General features: G+C 61.7%; 16 protein-coding genes. 7 read left to right on the top strand and 9 right to left on the bottom strand.

Annotated elements, in window-relative coordinates:
• Nucleotides 1-64: 64 nt before the first annotated feature.
• Complete coding sequence (locus ACSQ8R_RS01760) at nt 65-514, top strand: DoxX family protein (RefSeq protein ID WP_436251799.1); 450 nt, start codon at nt 65-67, stop codon at nt 512-514.
• Nucleotides 515-579: 65 nt separating this feature from the next.
• On the opposite strand, the gene ACSQ8R_RS01755 is transcribed toward ACSQ8R_RS01760, so the two are convergent.
• From ACSQ8R_RS01755 to hisS, 4 genes are all read right to left on the bottom strand, one after another.
• A complete protein-coding gene (locus ACSQ8R_RS01755; protein ID WP_436251798.1) occupies nt 580-984 on the bottom strand; it encodes a GFA family protein in 405 nt (134 codons plus the stop codon).
• Nucleotides 985-1,006: 22 nt separating this feature from the next.
• Nucleotides 1,007-1,705, bottom strand: a complete 699-nt coding sequence (gene hisG / locus ACSQ8R_RS01750; protein WP_436251797.1) for an ATP phosphoribosyltransferase — start codon at nt 1,703-1,705, stop codon at nt 1,007-1,009.
• Entirely contained in the window at nt 1,702-2,823 is a 1,122-nt protein-coding gene (locus ACSQ8R_RS01745; RefSeq protein ID WP_436251796.1) for an ATP phosphoribosyltransferase regulatory subunit, read from the bottom strand. Before ACSQ8R_RS01745 ends, hisG begins: the two co-directional genes overlap by 4 nt.
• 180 nt (nt 2,824-3,003) lie before the next feature.
• The gene (gene hisS, locus ACSQ8R_RS01740; protein ID WP_436251795.1) at nt 3,004-4,542 is read right to left on the bottom strand and encodes a histidine--tRNA ligase; all 1,539 of its coding nucleotides are present in this window, start codon (nt 4,540-4,542) and stop codon (nt 3,004-3,006) included.
• Nucleotides 4,543-4,685: 143 nt separating this feature from the next.
• Here hisS and relB point away from each other — a divergent pair, with 143 nt between their 5' ends.
• From relB to ACSQ8R_RS01725, 3 genes are all read left to right on the top strand, one after another.
• Nucleotides 4,686-4,916: a type II toxin-antitoxin system RelB family antitoxin gene (gene relB, locus ACSQ8R_RS01735; RefSeq protein ID WP_052754031.1), complete on the top strand. Its 231-nt coding sequence runs from the start codon at nt 4,686-4,688 to the stop codon at nt 4,914-4,916.
• 104 nt (nt 4,917-5,020) lie between these two features.
• A complete protein-coding gene (locus ACSQ8R_RS01730; protein WP_436251794.1) occupies nt 5,021-5,773 on the top strand; it encodes a hypothetical protein in 753 nt (250 codons plus the stop codon).
• A 165-nt stretch (nt 5,774-5,938) separates the two neighbouring features.
• The gene (locus tag ACSQ8R_RS01725) at nt 5,939-6,637 is read left to right on the top strand and encodes an HAD family hydrolase (protein WP_436251793.1); all 699 of its coding nucleotides are present in this window, start codon (nt 5,939-5,941) and stop codon (nt 6,635-6,637) included.
• Nucleotides 6,638-6,644: 7 nt separating this feature from the next.
• Here the strand turns inward: ACSQ8R_RS01725 and ACSQ8R_RS01720 are convergent, their stop codons facing one another.
• Both ACSQ8R_RS01720 and ACSQ8R_RS01715 read right to left on the bottom strand, forming a co-directional pair.
• Nucleotides 6,645-8,501, bottom strand: coding sequence for an FIST N-terminal domain-containing protein (locus ACSQ8R_RS01720; protein WP_436251792.1), 1,857 nt, complete (start codon nt 8,499-8,501; stop codon nt 6,645-6,647).
• Nucleotides 8,502-8,918: 417 nt separating this feature from the next.
• Nucleotides 8,919-9,548 carry a DNA-3-methyladenine glycosylase I gene (locus ACSQ8R_RS01715; RefSeq protein WP_436251791.1) on the bottom strand — a complete coding sequence of 210 codons (630 nt, stop codon included), beginning with the start codon at nt 9,546-9,548 and terminating at the stop codon, nt 8,919-8,921.
• 248 nt (nt 9,549-9,796) lie between these two features.
• Here ACSQ8R_RS01715 and ACSQ8R_RS01710 point away from each other — a divergent pair, with 248 nt between their 5' ends.
• The 3 genes from ACSQ8R_RS01710 to ACSQ8R_RS01700 all read left to right on the top strand — a co-directional run bounded on the left by ACSQ8R_RS01710 (nt 9,797) and on the right by ACSQ8R_RS01700 (nt 12,343).
• Entirely contained in the window at nt 9,797-10,585 is a 789-nt protein-coding gene (locus ACSQ8R_RS01710; RefSeq protein WP_436255343.1) for a L,D-transpeptidase, read from the top strand.
• 147 nt (nt 10,586-10,732) lie between these two features.
• On the top strand, nt 10,733-11,440 hold the full coding sequence (locus tag ACSQ8R_RS01705) for a L,D-transpeptidase (protein WP_436251790.1): 708 nt from the start codon (nt 10,733-10,735) through the stop codon (nt 11,438-11,440).
• A gap of 267 nt (nt 11,441-11,707) precedes the next feature.
• The gene (locus ACSQ8R_RS01700) at nt 11,708-12,343 is read left to right on the top strand and encodes an outer membrane protein (protein WP_436251789.1); all 636 of its coding nucleotides are present in this window, start codon (nt 11,708-11,710) and stop codon (nt 12,341-12,343) included.
• Nucleotides 12,344-12,409: 66 nt separating this feature from the next.
• On the opposite strand, the gene glcF is transcribed toward ACSQ8R_RS01700, so the two are convergent.
• Genes glcF through ACSQ8R_RS01685 form a run of 3 tightly spaced genes read right to left on the bottom strand, consistent with a single transcriptional unit; the run spans nt 12,410 to nt 16,367 of the window.
• Complete coding sequence (gene glcF, locus ACSQ8R_RS01695; RefSeq protein WP_436251788.1) at nt 12,410-13,714, bottom strand: glycolate oxidase subunit GlcF; 1,305 nt, start codon at nt 13,712-13,714, stop codon at nt 12,410-12,412.
• A 20-nt stretch (nt 13,715-13,734) separates the two neighbouring features.
• Nucleotides 13,735-14,931 carry an FAD-binding protein gene (locus ACSQ8R_RS01690; protein ID WP_436251787.1) on the bottom strand — a complete coding sequence of 399 codons (1,197 nt, stop codon included), beginning with the start codon at nt 14,929-14,931 and terminating at the stop codon, nt 13,735-13,737.
• Nucleotides 14,928-16,367 (bottom strand): FAD-linked oxidase C-terminal domain-containing protein, encoded by a 1,440-nt coding sequence (locus ACSQ8R_RS01685; protein WP_436251786.1) that lies wholly within the window; start codon nt 16,365-16,367, stop codon nt 14,928-14,930. Before ACSQ8R_RS01685 ends, ACSQ8R_RS01690 begins: the two co-directional genes overlap by 4 nt.
• Nucleotides 16,368-16,460: the final 93 nt, after the last annotated feature.

Below are 16,460 nucleotides of genomic sequence, written 5' to 3'. Positions count from 1 at the left end.
CACATAGGGTCCCAGAGAATTCAACCGTGTGTCCAATCAAGGGCACTGATCCGGAGACCAAATAATGTCCACCACCACGACCAATTCCCTGCTTCTCGTCGGCCGTATCCTTCTGGCCGGCATGTTCGTCATGTCCGGCTTCCAGAAGCTGGTCGATCCCTCCGGCACCGCCGGCATGATCACCGGTGCCGGCCTGCCCGCCGCCACGCTGCTCGCCTATGTCGCAGGCCTCTTCGAACTGATCACCGGCCTTGCCGTGCTGACCGGCTTCCAGACGCGTATCGCAGCGCTGCTGCTGGCTGCCTTCTCGGCTTTCACCGCATTCGTCTTCCATTCGGGCGCCATCAACGTCCCGGGCTTCCCTGAAGCCGCCAATGGCCTGCTGACGCTCTTTAACAGCCTGATGATGATGAAGAACCTGACGATTGCCGGTGGCTTCCTGACCCTGGCCGCAGTCGGCGCCGGTGCATTTTCCGTCGATGCCCGCCGCGGTTCTGTCGCAATCGCTGCCTAAGCTTTCGAAATTCCCTGCCCAAGACTGCCCGCCGGATGAGAAGTCCGGCGGGTTTTTTTATGATCTCAATCGGTCTGCACTGCCGGCAGTTCGGTCATTTCCGGCAGCCAGGAAACGGCTGAACGGCACCACATCTGGCGCTGCGGCTTCAACTCCGCCCGCTGATCTATGCTGCCCCAGCGGATGCCGCAGATCCTGGCCGCCTCACCTTCGCCGTTGACGAAAAGCGGCGAGCCGCATTCGGGGCAGAAATACTGCTGGCGGACACGGCCGCTCTCGGCCACCTTGCGGTAGAGCTTCGGCTGATGCCCGGTGAGCTTCAGATTGCTTTCCGGCACGACGGCGGTAACGCGAAAGGGCGAACCGCTGAGCGCCTGGCAATCGGTGCAATGGCAGATGCTGATCCGCTTCGGGTCGAGTTCGGCCTCATAGGTCACATGGCCGCAATGGCATCGACCGGTTACATGCATCGTCCTTCCTCCTCCTTAGAACTCAGAGCGCGGCGCGGACTGCCTCGACGATCCTGGCAACCCGAGGGTCTTCCTCGTGACCCGGTTTGCGCGCCCGCACGAGGCAGGCCTCCGACTTGAGGATCACCCCATCCGAAAGGATCTTCAGGTGGTTGGCCCTGAGCGTCGATCCTGTCGAGGTGATATCGACGATGATATCCGCCTGGCCGGCGGCCGGCGCGCCTTCCGTGGCGCCGAGGCTTTCGACGATACGGTAAAGCTGGATGCCGTGCTGGCTCGAAAAGAACTGCTGGGTGAGCCGCCAGTACTTTGTGGCGATGGCGAGCCGACGGCCATGGCGGGCGCGGAAATCCGCCGCCACGTCGCCGAGGTCGGCCATGGTTTCGACGTCGAGCCAGATTTCCGGCACGGCGACGACCACATCCGCCTGGCCGAAGCCGAGGCGGGCGCAGAATTCCACGCGCCCGTCGGCGCCGGCCATGCCTTCGCGCACCAGATCCTCGCCGGTGACGCCGAAATCGACGGCGCCGCTGGCAAGCTCGCGGGCGATCTCGGAGGCTGAGAGATAGGCGATCTCGACGCCTTCCATGCCTTCGATGCGACCGCGATAGGAACGGTCGTTGCCGACGGCGGAGATCGCAAGCCCGGCACGCTCGAAGACTGTTGCGGTATCTTCCTTGATACGGCCCTTGGAGGGCAGAGCAATGGTGATCGTGCTCATCTGGATGCCCTCGCGGTTTCGATCCGGTCGAGCCAGAGCGAGAAACCGACCGCCGGAATATGCTCCCTGGCGCCGAGCAGCGTCAGCAGCCGGTCGAAACGGCCGCCGCCGGCAAGCACCGCTGAGGACCCCGCCTCCGTCACCTCGAAGACGAGGCCGGTATAATAATCGAGCGGACGTCCGAAGGCGGCGCGATAGGTCATGGCGGACAGATCGGCACCTGCATTGGCGAGCGCCGCCAGCCGGGCATCGAAGCGGGAAACCGCTGCCCCCAGCTTCAGGCCGGCGGCATCGGCAAAGCCGGCCAATGCGGCAGGCGCTTCGCCGAGCGGCAGTTGCAGCGTCAGGAACTCGCGCAGCAGGAGCAGAGCGGTGCCATCGAGCCGGGTTTCGGCCAGTTCCAGCTTTTCCTTGAGCCTTCTCGCGATCTCGACCGGCGAACGGCTGGCATTGGTGGAATAACCTGTCTCCTGCATGGTGCGGTCGATACGGGCGACGAGATCCGCCTCGTTGTCGGAGGCGATCAGTCCGGCGATCCCGGGATCGAGGCCGGTGACGGGTTGCGGCCTTGCGAGCCGCTCCAGCAGGGCTTCGAGGTGTTCCATATCGCCGAACGCGTGGATCAGCCGCCGCTGCCAGCCGAACGGCAGGCCGAGCGCCTTGACGACCGCCTCGAACACCGCCTGGTCGCCGAGTGTCAGGCTGAGTTTTTTGCCGGGCAGCAGTGCCTTCAGTATGCCGGTCGCATCGCCGATGGCGCGGGCGTCGGAACTGGCGATGTCCTTGTCGCCGAGATCCTCGATGCCGGCCTGGTAGAATTCGTGGGAACCCTCACGGCGCTGGCGAAAAACCTCGCCGAGGTAGGAATAGCGCTTGGGCGTGCCGGTGGCCGTTTCGATATGGCGCAGGCAGACCGGAATGGTGAATTCCGGGCGCAGGCAGAGATTGGCGCCGGTCTCGCTCTCGGTCAGAAAGATGCGTCGGCGCAGATCCTCGCCGGCCATGTCGAGGAAGGGTTCGGCCGGCTGGATGACCGGCGTGTTGACCCGCTCGGTGCGGCGGGCGGCGAATTCGGCGAGCAGGTCGGCAGAGAAGTCGGGCATGTCGATCAGGGGCATGGGATCGCTCCAGAGACAAGTCCCCTCCCCAACCCCTCCCCACAAGGGGGAGGGACTAACCCGCGGCCCTCGTTGAGAACGATCAGAAACGTCGCCGAATATGTTGAGGATGCGTCGGGCAGTACGGTGCCGCCGAAAGCCCCTCCCCCTTGTGGGGAGGGGTTGGGGAGGGGTCTAAGCTTACGCATTGCCCGCCCTTTTCCGATCCTCCGCCTGGGCTGCCAGGATCACCTTCACCTTGGCGACCAGATCCGCCTCGGGAACGGTATCCTGCGCCACGCGCGCCTCACGCCAGCTGGCATTGTCCTCGATCTCGCCGGACAGCCGCTTGCCCTCGATCAGGTCCTTCAACTGAACGACGCCCTCTGCCCGCTCGTCGCCGCCCTGGATGATGGCGATCGGGCAGCCGCGGCGGTCGGCATATTTCAGCTGGTTGCCGAACTTCTTCCAGTTGCCCTGGTACATCTCGGCACGGATGCCCTCGTTGCGCAGTGCCTGGGTGAAGCGCTGGTAACGGCCCATGCTCTCGACATCGCCATCCATGACGGTGATCAGAACAGGAGCGATCACCTCGTCCTGACCGAGCTTGCCGAGGTTCTTCAGCGCCGCCATCAGGCGTGAGACGCCGATCGAGAAACCGGTCGCCGGGACCGGCTGGCCCATGAAGCGCGACACGAGGCCATCATAACGCCCGCCGCCGCCGACCGAGCCGAACACGACCTTTTCGCCCTTTTCGTTGGTGACGTCGAAGGTAAGTTCGGCTTCGAAGACCGGGCCGGTGTAATATTCGAGACCGCGGACGCACGACGGGTCAATTTTGATCCGGCCGTCGTTATAGCCGGCCTCGGTGATAAGTGATTCTATCAGCTTGAGTTCAGCAAAGCCTTCTGTGGCAGCAGAACTTGCATCTAGTCGAACAGTTATTTCGTCAATTTTGGGCTTTGAACCTAGCCCTAGTACAAAGGGCTGGTTGGTAACGACCGCGATCACAAACTCAATAGTTTCATCATCCAGCCCGACACCCTTGGTAAAGTCGCCGGACTCATCCTTACGGCCTGCGCCGAGCAGGAGGCGCACGCCCTCGGGGCCAAACTTGTCGAGCTTGTCGATGGCACGCAGCACATTCAACCGCTGGCCGGCCTTGTCCTCGCCACCAAGCCCGATCGCCTCCATGACGCCATCCAAAACCTTGCGGTTGTTCACCCGGATCACGTAGTCGCCGCGCTTGATGCCAAGCGCTTCCATCGTGTCGGCCATCATCATGCACATTTCGGCATCCGCCTGGACGCCCGGCGCGCCGACGGTATCGGCGTCGAACTGCATGAACTGGCGGAAACGGCCCGGGCCCGGCTTTTCGTTGCGGAAGACGTAGCCGGCGCGATAGGTGCGGAAGGGCAGCTGGATCTCGTTGAAATTCTCCGCGACATGGCGGGCGAGCGGCGCGGTGAGGTCGTAACGTAGGCTCATCCACTGGTCGTCGTCGTCCTGCAGCGAGAACACGCCCTCGTTGGGGCGGTCGCTGTCGGGCAGGAACTTGCCGAGCGCATCGGTATATTCGAACAGCGGCGTCTCGACCGGGTCGAAACCGTAGCGCTCATAGACCTCGCGGATCTTTGCAATCATTTCGTTGGTGGCATGGATATCGGCACTGGTGCGATCGACGAAGCCGCGCGGCAGGCGGGCCTTGAGTTTCTGGGGCTTTTTGCTCTTGTCGTTCATGATCGAAATTCCATTGCCGACGGCCGGAAGAGGCCGGATTTGTGTGCGGTTTCTTAGAGGATAGAGGCCTGGGCGGCAAGGGCGGCGGCTGGTGAACACGCAGGCGCGATGCTATATATTGCGACGATGAAAGGGCAACGGCCATGAACAAGCGCGTCACGATCGAAATGCCGGAAGAGATGCACAGGCTGATTGCCGAATATGCAGCGCAGGCCGGTGCGGAGCCGGACGCCTATGTGAAGGAAGTCCTGGAACAGCATCTGGAAGACCTGCACGACATCGCGCTCGCCGAAGCCGCCATGGAACGGATTCGCAACGGCGAACGGGTCTATACTTGGGAGGAGATGGAGCGCGAGCTTGGTCTGGAAGATTGAATTTCAGGCCGGCGCGATCAAGCAGCTCAAGAAGATGGGGCATAGCGAGGCCGCTCGTATCCGCGATCGAAATCGGCCATCGCAGTAAGGTCTATCGTTAATCCATGCTCACCGAAGCCATCCAATATGCCGCGACCGCATTGGTCACGCCAAAACAATTCCGTCCCTTCATTCGCTCCTCCGTCAGCCTGTGGTCGCGGGCCGGGCGGTGCGCGAAGGACTGGGCGGCCCATGAGGAAAGCTGCAAGGCGTTCATCCGCGAGACGATCGCCGGGATGAAGCAGCGGCGGACCGCAGTGGTGCTCGGCTCGGGCCTGCTGCGCGATGTGCCTATCGAGGATCTCTCGGCTAAATTCGATACGGTCGTGCTGGTCGACCTCGTGCATCTGGCGGGCGTGCGGATGCGGCTGAAGGCAAAGCGTTTCAGGAATGTCCGGTTGATCTCCCGCGATATCTCAGGTTTTGACGATGCGGTCGCCGGCAGGGTTGCGGAACCGCTCTCCTTCCTGCGGCAGGTGCCGTATCTCGATCTCGTGGTTTCGGCCAACGTCCTCTCGCAGATCGGGGTCGGATCGAAACGCCGGCTGGAGGCCGAAGGCAATCCTGCACGCAACGACATCCTGGAAAGGCTGGTCCGGGCGCATCTCGACGGCTTGGCGGCGCTGCCCTGCAAGACGGCGCTGATCACCGACACCGCCTACCGGGTGGCCGACCGAAGCGGCCATATGCTGGAAGAGGCCGACCTGCTCTGCGGCGTGCCGGCGCCAGCGGCAAGGCGGGCCTGGACTTGGCCGGTGGCGCCCTATGGCGAACTCAACAAGAATTATCAGGCTGTCCACGACGTCATCGCCCTGTGAGGTGACGCGCTCGATTCTGCACCAGGCCGCGGGGGACACACGCCGAGGTTACGGGCGTGGCCGGGGCGCTCGGCAAGTGACGCAGCTTGGCGATAGCGGTCGGAGCAGCCTTTCATCTTGCCCGGCACCTTCTTTTTCGCCATATCAGCGTATGGAGGCAGATCCATGCGCCCGATTACCGCCATCGGCTTCGATGCCGACGATACGCTCTGGCAGAACGAACAGTATTACCGGCTGACGGAGGAACACTTCGCCAAGCTGCTCGGCGGGTTCGCCGAAGGCACGCATATTGCCGAGCGGCTGTTGGAAGCTGAAAAGCGCAACCTGTCCCATTACGGTTTCGGCATCAAAGGGTTCACCCTGTCGATGATCGAGACGGCGATCGAGATCACCGACGGCAAGGTGCCGACCAGGATCATCGGCGAAATCCTCGATATCGGCCGCGACCTGCTGCGCCATCCGGTTGAAACCCTGCCGCATGTAGAAGAGACGCTGGAGGCCTTGAACGGCGAATATCTGCTGGTGCTAATCACCAAGGGCGACCTGTTCGACCAGGAGCGCAAGCTGGCGCAATCCGGCCTCGGCGATTTCTTCGATGCGGTCGAGATCGTCAGCGAGAAGAACGCCACCACCTATCGCCGAATCTTCTCGAAGGTCGCGGACGGCCCGGAACGGGCGATGATGGTCGGCAATTCGCTGAAATCCGACATCGTCCCGGCGATCGCGGCCGGAAGCTACGGCGTGTTCGTGCCGCATGCGCTGACCTGGGTCCTGGAAAATGTCGAAAAGCCGGCATCGGTCCCGCGTTTCCACGAGATCCCCCATCTGGGAGAACTGCCCGAACTACTGAGCCGATTACGCTAAGTTTCGGTCATGCATCGATACGCCGCAGCCGTTCCATGTCCGTCTCGACCTGCCCCATCATCGACTTCTGGCTCTGCGACATCCGCTCAACCTCCACCATGACCTCATTGATCTTGGAGAAGGAGGAAAAGAGCGCACTGAGCTGGCCGAATATTTCGCCGTAGCCTACCTCCGCGTGACCCAGCTTGTCTTCGGAAACGGCGATATGGTGGCCGAGAAGCTTCATCGACTCCTCCACCTGGGACAGCGATTCCCGGCTGGTGTCCAGGGTCTGCTTCGTGCTGGTAGCGAGGTTGCGGACCTCGTTGGCGACGATCGCGAAGGCCCTCCCGGCTTCGCCGGCACGCGCCGCCTCGATGGTGGCATTGAGCGAGAGCAGGTTGGTCTGCATCGTGATCTTGTCGATGACACTGACGATATCGTTCAGCCGTTGCATCATGACCGCGACCTTCCGGAATTCCTCCTCCAAAACCCCTTGCTGATCGACACGCGAAACGTCGCGGATACGCTGTTCCATGTCGCCCTGCATCGTTTCGACGTTGCGGCGCATGTCGTCGGTGCGGCCGACCACCTGGTCCAGCTGACCGGTCAGCATGGCCGAACGTTCGATGAAGTCGGTCAGCCTGCCGATCACCTTCTTGCGGATCTGGTTGATCAATTGCTGCCGATTCAGCCGGGTTTCGGTGAAATAGCGGCAGAAGCGCGCGTAGTGGATGGCGAACTGATCGACATAGGGATCATGGAACGACTGCCCCTCCTCGACCCTGAAGAAAACAACCGCCGTAAGCGTCTGATTGACGTTGATGCCGAGGAGTTCGCCGAAGGTGGAAAAACCCGCAACCGGAATGTCCCAGGCGCCGGCAAGCTGGTGCAACTCCCTGGTATTGCCGAGCCGACGCAGAATGCAGTCATTGAGGATGCCCGCCACCGGCCGGGGTTTGCCCCGAAAGAATGCCTCCATGTCACGGCGCGTCTGGCTGGCGAAATCGGTGGCCTTGACCAGATGCAGTTCATCACCGGGATTGACGTCGCAGTAGAAGTTCACGACACCCTTTTCGAGGTCGATCCCGGCTACGGAGCGCACGAAGAGTTCGCCATTCATGCGAACTGCAAAAGTATAACCTTCGAGTTTCTTGGACAATTCATGCCGCTTGCAGTTTATCAGTTTGCACAACGCATCGACGATCGGCACAATCTCGACGGTTGCTATATCGACCGCAGCCTTGACCTGCCGGGTCTCCGCCGACGCCTCGATGATGACCAGAGAACGTCCTGTGGGTTCGAAATTCTGACTCTTGAAGATACCGAACCGCGTGCCCCTGGCTATCTTGGCGAAGACGACGACGGCATGATTCTCAAGCGTGCGATTGTTGTCATAGATGAAGGTATTCTTGAAATCGAGCTTGCCGCCAGCCGATCCGCCGATGAAGAGGCAGGGGAAACGATCGCTTCGGTAGACGGCTTCCATGAAATAATTCTCGGAAGCCGACAGGCCGTCTATCAACGTCAATGCCAATGTGTCCTGCGACGAGACTTCGAACGGTACGCTGACCCGGGAAAGATTTCTGACGATCTCGCCTATTCGCGCGTCGTGCGACTTAGACGGCCGGCCGGCGCGGATATCCTCATTGGCAAGACCGACGGCATGAACGGATACAGTCTCCAACAAATCCGGGCTGAAGATCTGCACCACCAGATTGTTCCAGTTCCCCTCGGCCCCGCAATAGAGGGGCTCGCCACTCAACGCGGCCTGGCCACAAAGCTCACCCGAGGTGGTTGTGGCGATCAGAGGAATATCACCGCATCTGCTGCGAATGCCGGCAACGACCGTATTAAAATCCACATGGGGCGAGACATAGGCCATGACTAACCTTGCTTTTCGACCCGAAAAGAGAAAATCGCGCTCGCTGAGATTTCCCAGTCCGGCATCGCATCGAACGACCCGCATCGCCTCATAAGCGGGGGTAATTGTCTCACCGATTGGCTCAGGAGCCGTGTTCTCAATAACCGGCCCTGCAACCTCCGTGATCATCCCTTCAACAACGCCGTCGGAGTAAACCGGAATTTTTTTCTTGAATAATGCAATCATGACTCAGCTCAACCAAAACCGTTTCGCAGATTCTGGATATAACAAATTATAAATCGGTAAACGTCATCTTAAATTCGGGAAAACACCTTTATACTAAAGCTAAATCTATGATAAATGTCAAATTTAAACATCAATAGTAAATAAATCTCAGATTAATAATTAACTTTTGTCAATCTTATTCTGAAAAGATACCTATGGACGCCGGAATTCCTTCCTAAGGGACTCCACCTCTCGCCGGCAGAAACAGCCGTCGAGATGGTCGTTGACCATGCCCATGGCCTGCATGAAGGCGTAGACGGTGGTCGGTCCGACGAAGGTCCAGCCGCGTTTTTTCAAGATTTTCGACAACGCAACCGACACCGGCGTGGTGGGATTGGCCCGGAGTGTCGCAAGATCCATCACCGCCGGGCGCTCGTGCGGAGCCGGCTCGAAACTCCAGAAGAATTTGGCGAGCGAGCCGAACTCGCGCTTGAGTTCGATGGCACGTGCGGCATTGTTGATGGTCGAGACGATCTTGCCGCGATGGCGGATGATACCCGCGTCGGCGAGGCAGCGGGCAATATCCTCCTCGCCGAACCGAGCGACTTCAACGAAATCGAAACCGGCAAAGGCGGCGCGGAAATTCTCGCGCTTCCTCAGGATCGTCAGCCAGGACAGGCCGGACTGGAAACCTTCGAGGCAGATCTTTTCGAACAGGCGGATGTCGTCCGTCACCGGCCGGCCCCACTCCTCGTCATGATAGTGCCGGTAGTCTTCCAGGCCGCCATGCCAGGCACAACGCGCCTTGCCGTCCTCGCCGACGATGGTTCCCGCCTGGTCCATTCCCTCTCCCTTTGTCCTTGGGCTAAACCCGCTGGTTAACGGCCCTTGCGCCGGGTTTATCACTGGTCAACCATGTTTCAAAACCGGGCGGTAACCCTGCCAAAAGGTTTATAGGCCGGCCGGCTTTGAATGTTCCACCCGTTTACCATTCGCTTTCACCTCGCGGTCACCATGTTCGTCAACACCGACGCCAAATTATCCAAGTGTTTGATGGGCGTCCGGTCGGTGATTTGTAACGTGTGGATCCGATCATGAAGAAAACCCTTTTCCTGGCCTTCGGCCTTGCGACTGCCCTGTCGAATATCGCCCTTCCCGGCCCCGCCCTTGCCCAGGACCGCTATCGCGAACGTCCGCCTGTGGTCGTCAGCCCCGATCTTGCCGCCCCGTGGGTGATGCAGCTTGCCGGCCCGAACGGCCGCCCGGTCGTCTATCCGCGCCAGGCTGCCCAGCCGCGCCCGATCTACCAGCAGCGTGAAGCCTACCAAGAGCGCGAGCAGCAGCCGGTGGTTCGCCGCGGCATCTTCGATCGCTCCACCGTGCAGCCGGTGGCGATGCGGCCGCAGCCGATCCGCGGCCAGATCGAACCGCAGTTCCTACCCCAGACGGTCGCCTACGACACCAAGGAAAAGACCGGCACGATCGTCATCGACACCAACAATCGCTTCCTCTATCTGGTCACCGGCAACGGTCAGGCGCGGCGTTATGGCGTCGGCGTCGGCAAGCCTGGCTTCGAATGGGCCGGGGAACACCGTGTAACGCGCAAGGCCGAGTGGCCGGACTGGACGCCGCCTTCCGAAATGATCCAGCGCGAAGCCGCCAAGGGGCACTACCTGCCGGCGCGCATGGACGGCGGGCCGGAAAACCCGCTCGGCGCCCGCGCCATGTATCTCGGCTCGACCCTCTATCGCATCCACGGCACCAACGCCCCCTGGTCTATCGGCAGCGCCGTCTCTTCCGGCTGTATCCGCATGCGCAACGAAGATGTTACCGATCTCTACGAGCGGGTGAACATCGGCACCAAAGTCGTTGTCATGTAACGCCGGCAAATGCCAAAGGTGAGGCGGCGGAGACACAGTACCGCCGCCTTTTTGCCATCACATCTTCTTTATTGCATCTATCCCGGCTTGCTTTGATGTCCGAGTCGGTTAGCCTCCGCCGTTCAACAGAGCGGAGAGGATTTGGGAATGAGGACAGGGGGAATAAGGGCAGGCAAGACGCTCGCGATGGCCATGGGAATGGCTGGCGCGATCTTCCTTACCACCGGACAAGCAAGCGCCATCAGCCCGGCGGCAGCGTCTATCGAGCGCCCTGCAGACGACGTGACGCTTGTCGCGATGCCGCGGGAAGTGCCTGAACAATTCAAGCGCCGCATGGTACGCTTCTCGTCGACCGAGAAACCCGGCACGATCATCGTCGATACCAACAACAAGTTCCTCTACTATATCGAAGGCCCCAACCGGGCGACCCGCTACGGCATCGGCGTCGGGCGCGAAGGGTTCGGCTGGTCGGGCGTGGTCAATGTCGGCCGCAAGGCCGAGTGGCCCTCCTGGACGCCGCCGGCCGAGATGCGCGTTCGCGAACGTCGCGCCGGCCGCATCCTGCCGGCCGTGCAGGAAGGCGGCATCGACAATCCGCTCGGCGCCCGCGCCATGTATCTCTACAAGGGCGGCCGCGACACGATCTTCCGCATCCACGGCACCAACCAGCCCTGGACGATCGGCCTCAACATGTCGTCCGGCTGCATCCGCATGATGAACAAGGACGTCGAGCATCTTTATTCGCGCGCCGACATCGGCACCAAGGTGATCGTCATCGGCCCCGGCAACCGTCAGGGGAACGTCGATTTCAAGGATCGCGGCATCGATATTTTCGGCACAATTTTCGGCGGCTGAGATATCCCGCAAAGGTTCAAAAAGGGCGGTAAATGCTGCCCTTTTCAGGGGTTTAGACTTCGTTAACCATAAATGGCCTAGCTTCGTCGGCGACTGATGCACAAAAAGCACAGACCGCCGATGCATCCGCCGCTAAACATTGAGTCATCAAAAAAGCCAACGTTCCTCCCTGCAGGCTGATTCATGCGCAAAATTCTTTCCTTCGCTTTCGCTTCCACGCTTCTCACCGCTGGTCTTGCTTATATTGCCCCGGCCCAAGCGGCCGACATGACACCAGCAACCCCCGCCTATGTGGCTCCGGTTCATACCGGCGGATTTGAAATCTCCGGTTACGGCGGTTACCAGTTCGCGCCGCATTCCGATGTCGACGTCTCGGACGGACCTGATTTCGCAGCCGGCTGGGATACCAAGCCCTTCGCGATGCCGCCCTACTGGGGCGTCCGCGGCACCTACTGGTTCGATGGCGGCGCCCTGACGAACTGGGGTGTTTCGCTCGATTACACCCACGCCAAGGTCTATGCAGACGACGAAACCATGGTCAAGGCCGGTGGCTGGAGCGTCTTCGAATTCACCGACGGCCTGAACCTGCTGACGCTCAACGCGCTCTACAAGTTCCCGATCGAAGGCAGCAAGTGGACGCCTTACGTCGGCGCCGGTGTTGGTATCAACGTGCCGCATGTCGAAGTGACCCGCGCTTCCGGCCGTACCTTCGAATATCAGTTCGGTGGCGCGACGATCCAGGCCCAGGCCGGCGTGAAGTATCAGCTGACCGAAAAGTGGTCGATGTTCGCCGAATACAAGGGCAACTACTCGTTCGTGGATGTGGATATCGACAGCGGCGCCTCGCTGAAGACCAACATCCTGACGCACGCCCTCAACCTCGGCGTCTCCTACAAGTTCTAAGACCGGGTTCCAAAGCTCGATATCTTCGAAAAGCCGGCCTTCGCGCCGGCTTTTTTGCTGGGCATTTTATCTTGCCGGGACCTTTTCCGGCTTCGGGCCGCCATAGGCCCAGTCCAGAAGCTCCACCGTATGCAGGATCGGGATTGCGGTGCCGGAGGCGATCTGGGTGATGCAGCCGATATTGCCGGTGGCGATCACATCGGCCTTGGTGGCTTCGATATTCTTCACCTTGCGGGCTTTGAGCTGCGCCGAGATTTCCGGTTGCAGGATGTTGTAGGTGCCGGCCGAACCGCAGCAGAGATGCCCCTCGCCCGGATCGCGAACAGTAAAACCTGCAGCTTTCAGCAGGTTCTTCGGCGCCATGGTGATCTTCTGGCCGTGCTGCATCGAACAGGCGGAATGATAGGCGACATTGAGCCGCTTCGGCTCCAGCCGCGGCAAATCCAGGGTCGACAGATATTCGGTGATATCCTTGGCCAGGCTCGATACCCGCGCCGCCTTTTCAGCGTAGGCCGGATCGAGGCGGAGCATGTGGCCGTAGTCCTTGATCGTCGTGCCGCAGCCGGATGCGGTGATGATGATCGCATCGAGCCCGCCATTGTCGATCTCGCGCGTCCAGACGTCGACATTGCGGCGGGCGAAATCAAGCGCCTGCTCCTCGCGGCCCATGTGATGCACGAGCGCGCCGCAGCAGCCCTCACCCTCGGGCACCACGACTTCGATACCGAAGCGGGCGAGAAGCCGGAGCGTAGCGTCGTTGATGCCCGGGTCCAGTACCGGCTGGGCGCAACCCGACAGGATCGCGACACGGCCGCGCTTCTCGATCTCCGGAGCATGGGTGCCGGGCGCCGCCGAATGCGACGCCCCGGCGGCGGATTTCGGAGCAAGCTCCAGCATGGCGGCGAGCGGTTTCAACGCCGCGACGCGCTTGAAGAGCGGCGCGAAGGGGCGGCCCAATCTTGCGAAACCAAGCGCGGCGCGGAAACGGGCGGGATAGGGCAGCACGGCTGCGAGCAGGTTGCGGATCAGCCGGTCGATCAGCGGGCGGCGGTAGGTATTCTCGATATGGATGCGGGCATGGTCGACCAGGTGCATGTAGTCGACGCCGGAGGGACAGGTGGTGACGCAGGCAAGGCAGGAGAGACAGCGGTCGATATGGGTGACTACTTCCTCATCCGCCGGGCGGTCGTTTTCCAGCATGTCCTTGATGAGATAGATGCGGCCGCGCGGGCTGTCGAGCTCGTTACCGAGGGTGACGTAGGTGGGACAGGTGGCGGTGCAGAAACCGCAATGCACACAACGGCGGAGAATCTGCTCGGATTCTGCCACATGCGGATCGGCGAGCTGAGCGAGGGTGAAGTTGGTTTGCATTTATTGGGTATCCATCGCTTTCACCCCATCTTCCCCGGCCCAAAAATGCCGGCCGGGTCGAGTTTCTGTTTGACGCGCGCCGAGAGTGCCGCGAGCGCATCCGGCTGCGGCTCGAAGGCCTGCGTCCCCGCGCGCACGGCATCCGATGCCCGCAGCAGTGTCGCATGGCCACCGCCGAGAGCGCGAATATAGCGGCGGAGCAAATCCGCCTCCGGGTCAGCTTCCATCCGCATCCAGACCAATCCGCCCTGCCAGTCGTAGAAGGCATCGACGCCGGTTTCGAGCCGGAGGGCGGCGACGAGCTGGTGGCCCGCAGATGGGGCAACGGAGACCCGCCAGACCGGTTTCAACGTCCCGTCAGAATAGGGATAGACATCGCGGATCTGCCGCCAAAGCGTTTGGCTCTCCTCCAGACCCACCCGCGAGACAGGGCCGAATGCCTCCATCACGGCGGCCAGTTTTTCGGCCCGCACGGCAACCGAGGCGGCAAGGCCTTCGAGGCGCAGGACGGTCGCCTCCCCGCTCGGCAAAGCACCGCCGAGGAAACGGAACCGGACGGTCTGCGGCAGGTGGGCCGCGCCCGAAACTTCGACCGGCAGCGCCATCGCAGCCGCCATCGCCTTTGCGGCGGCGGCATCGTCGAGACCGGAGATGACGATGGTTTCCACCGCCTGCGGCACCGGCAGCACCCGGAAGGTCACTTCGGTCAGGAAGCCGAGCGTGCCGTGCGAGCCGGCCAGAAGCTTGACCAGATCGAGGCCGGTAACGTTCTTCATCACCCGTCCACCGGCGCGGATGACCTCGCCCCGGCCGTTGATGAACCGGATACCGAGCAGGCTGTCGCGGGCGGCCCCCGAAACGAAACGGCGGGGGCCGGAGACATTGGCGCCGAACACGCCGCCGATCGTCGGTTCGCCGAGCGTGCCCATGACGCCGCGGTGATCCATCGGCTCAAAGGCCATCATCTGGCGGTTGGCGGCAAGCGCCGCCTCGATCTCGGCGACCGGCGTGCCGGCTTTCACCGTCATCACCATTTCCGCCGGCTCGTAATCGACGATGCCGGAAAGGCCGGTCGAGCTCACCATCTCGGCCGGCTCGACGGAATTGCCGAAACCGGCGCGGGTGTTGCCGCCGCACAGCGCGAGCTTCTTTCCATCGCCAGCGGCATTGCGGATGATGTAGGCGGCGTCCGTTTCGGAATTCGGTATCAGCGTCATGCGGCAGGCCGTCCATCCAGCGGAAAGACCTTGGACGGGTTGAGTATCCAGCCTTCATCGAAGGCGTAGCGCACCGCCATCTGCTGGTTGAGGTCAGCCTCCGAATACTGGTGGCGCATCAGGTCGCGTTTCTCGATGCCGACGCCGTGCTCGCCGGTCAGGCAACCGCCGGCATCGACGCACAGCTTCAGGATCTCGTTGCCGGCCTCTTCGGCCTTGGCCGCATCCTCCGGATCGTTGGCGTTGAACAGGATCAGCGGATGCATGTTGCCGTCGCCGGCATGAAAGACGTTGGCGACCCGAAGCCCGAAACGATCGACGATTTCGGATGTCTTGTTGAGCACGTAAGAAAGCTTGCCGAGCGGCACCGTGCCGTCCATGCAGATGTAATCGGCGATGCGGCCGGTGGCGCCGAAGGCGGATTTGCGGCCCTTCCAGATCAGCGCCGCCTCCGTTGCCGACTGGCTTTCGCGCACCGTCTTGACGCCATGGCGTCCGGCGATCTCGACGATCGCCTTCAGCATCGCCTCCATCTCGGCCTCGGAACCCTCGACTTCGACGATCAGCAGCGCTTCCACATCCAGCGGATACCCCGCATGGGCAAATGCCTCGCAGATTTCGATCGCCGGCTTGTCCATGAACTCGATGGCGACCGGAATGATGCCGGAGCCGATGATATCGGCAACGCAGGCGCCTGCATGCTCGGACGTATCGAAGCCGAACAGGACCGGGCGGGCGCCTTCCGGCTTGGCGATCAGCCGAACCACGGCCTCGGTGACGATGCCGAGCTGGCCTTCCGAGCCGCAGACGAGGCCAAGCAGATCGTACCCCGCCGCATCCAGATGTTTGCCGCCGAGCTCGATCACCGTGCCATCGACCAGCACCATCTTCACGCCGAGAAGATTATTGGTGGTGACGCCGTATTTCAGGCAGTGGGCACCGCCGGAATTCATGCCGATATTGCCGCCGATCGTGCAGGCGAGCTGCGAGCTCGGGTCGGGCGCGTAGAAAAAGCCATCGATTCCGACCGCTTCCGAAATGTTGAGATTGGTGACCCCGGCCTGCACGGTGGCGGTGCGGTTGGCGTAGTCGACCTCCAGGATGCGCGACATCTTGGACAAGCCGAGCACGACCGCATCCTCCTGCGGGATGGCCCCGCCGGAGAGCGAGGTGCCGGCCCCGCGCGGCACGACGGGAATGCCGTAGCGATGGCAGTATTTCATCACCGCGGCCACCTGCGCGGTGGTCTTCGGCAGGGCGACCGCCAGCGGCAGGCGGCGGTAGGAGACGAACGCATCCGTCTCAAACGGCACAAGCTCGCGCGCCTCATGCACCAGGCATTCGGGCGGCAGCAGCTCGGTCAGGTCGGCAATGATCGCCGCCCGGCGCGACAGCACCGCATCCCGGGGCTTCAGAAAACTGATCGTATCGGCCACTGGCTCCTCCTAAAAGACAATCAACTGGTATACTTATTTTACCAGTGATACAAGAAGCCTGAACGCCCGACTGGCATCACCTGATTTGGAGAC

Origin of the sequence: Neorhizobium sp. LjRoot104, assembly GCF_964253725.1 — a bacterium.
Taxonomy (GTDB): Bacteria; Pseudomonadota; Alphaproteobacteria; order Rhizobiales; family Rhizobiaceae; genus Neorhizobium.
The sequence above is the reverse complement of the archived record's forward strand: the minus strand, read 5'-3'. Positions and strand labels throughout refer to the sequence as shown.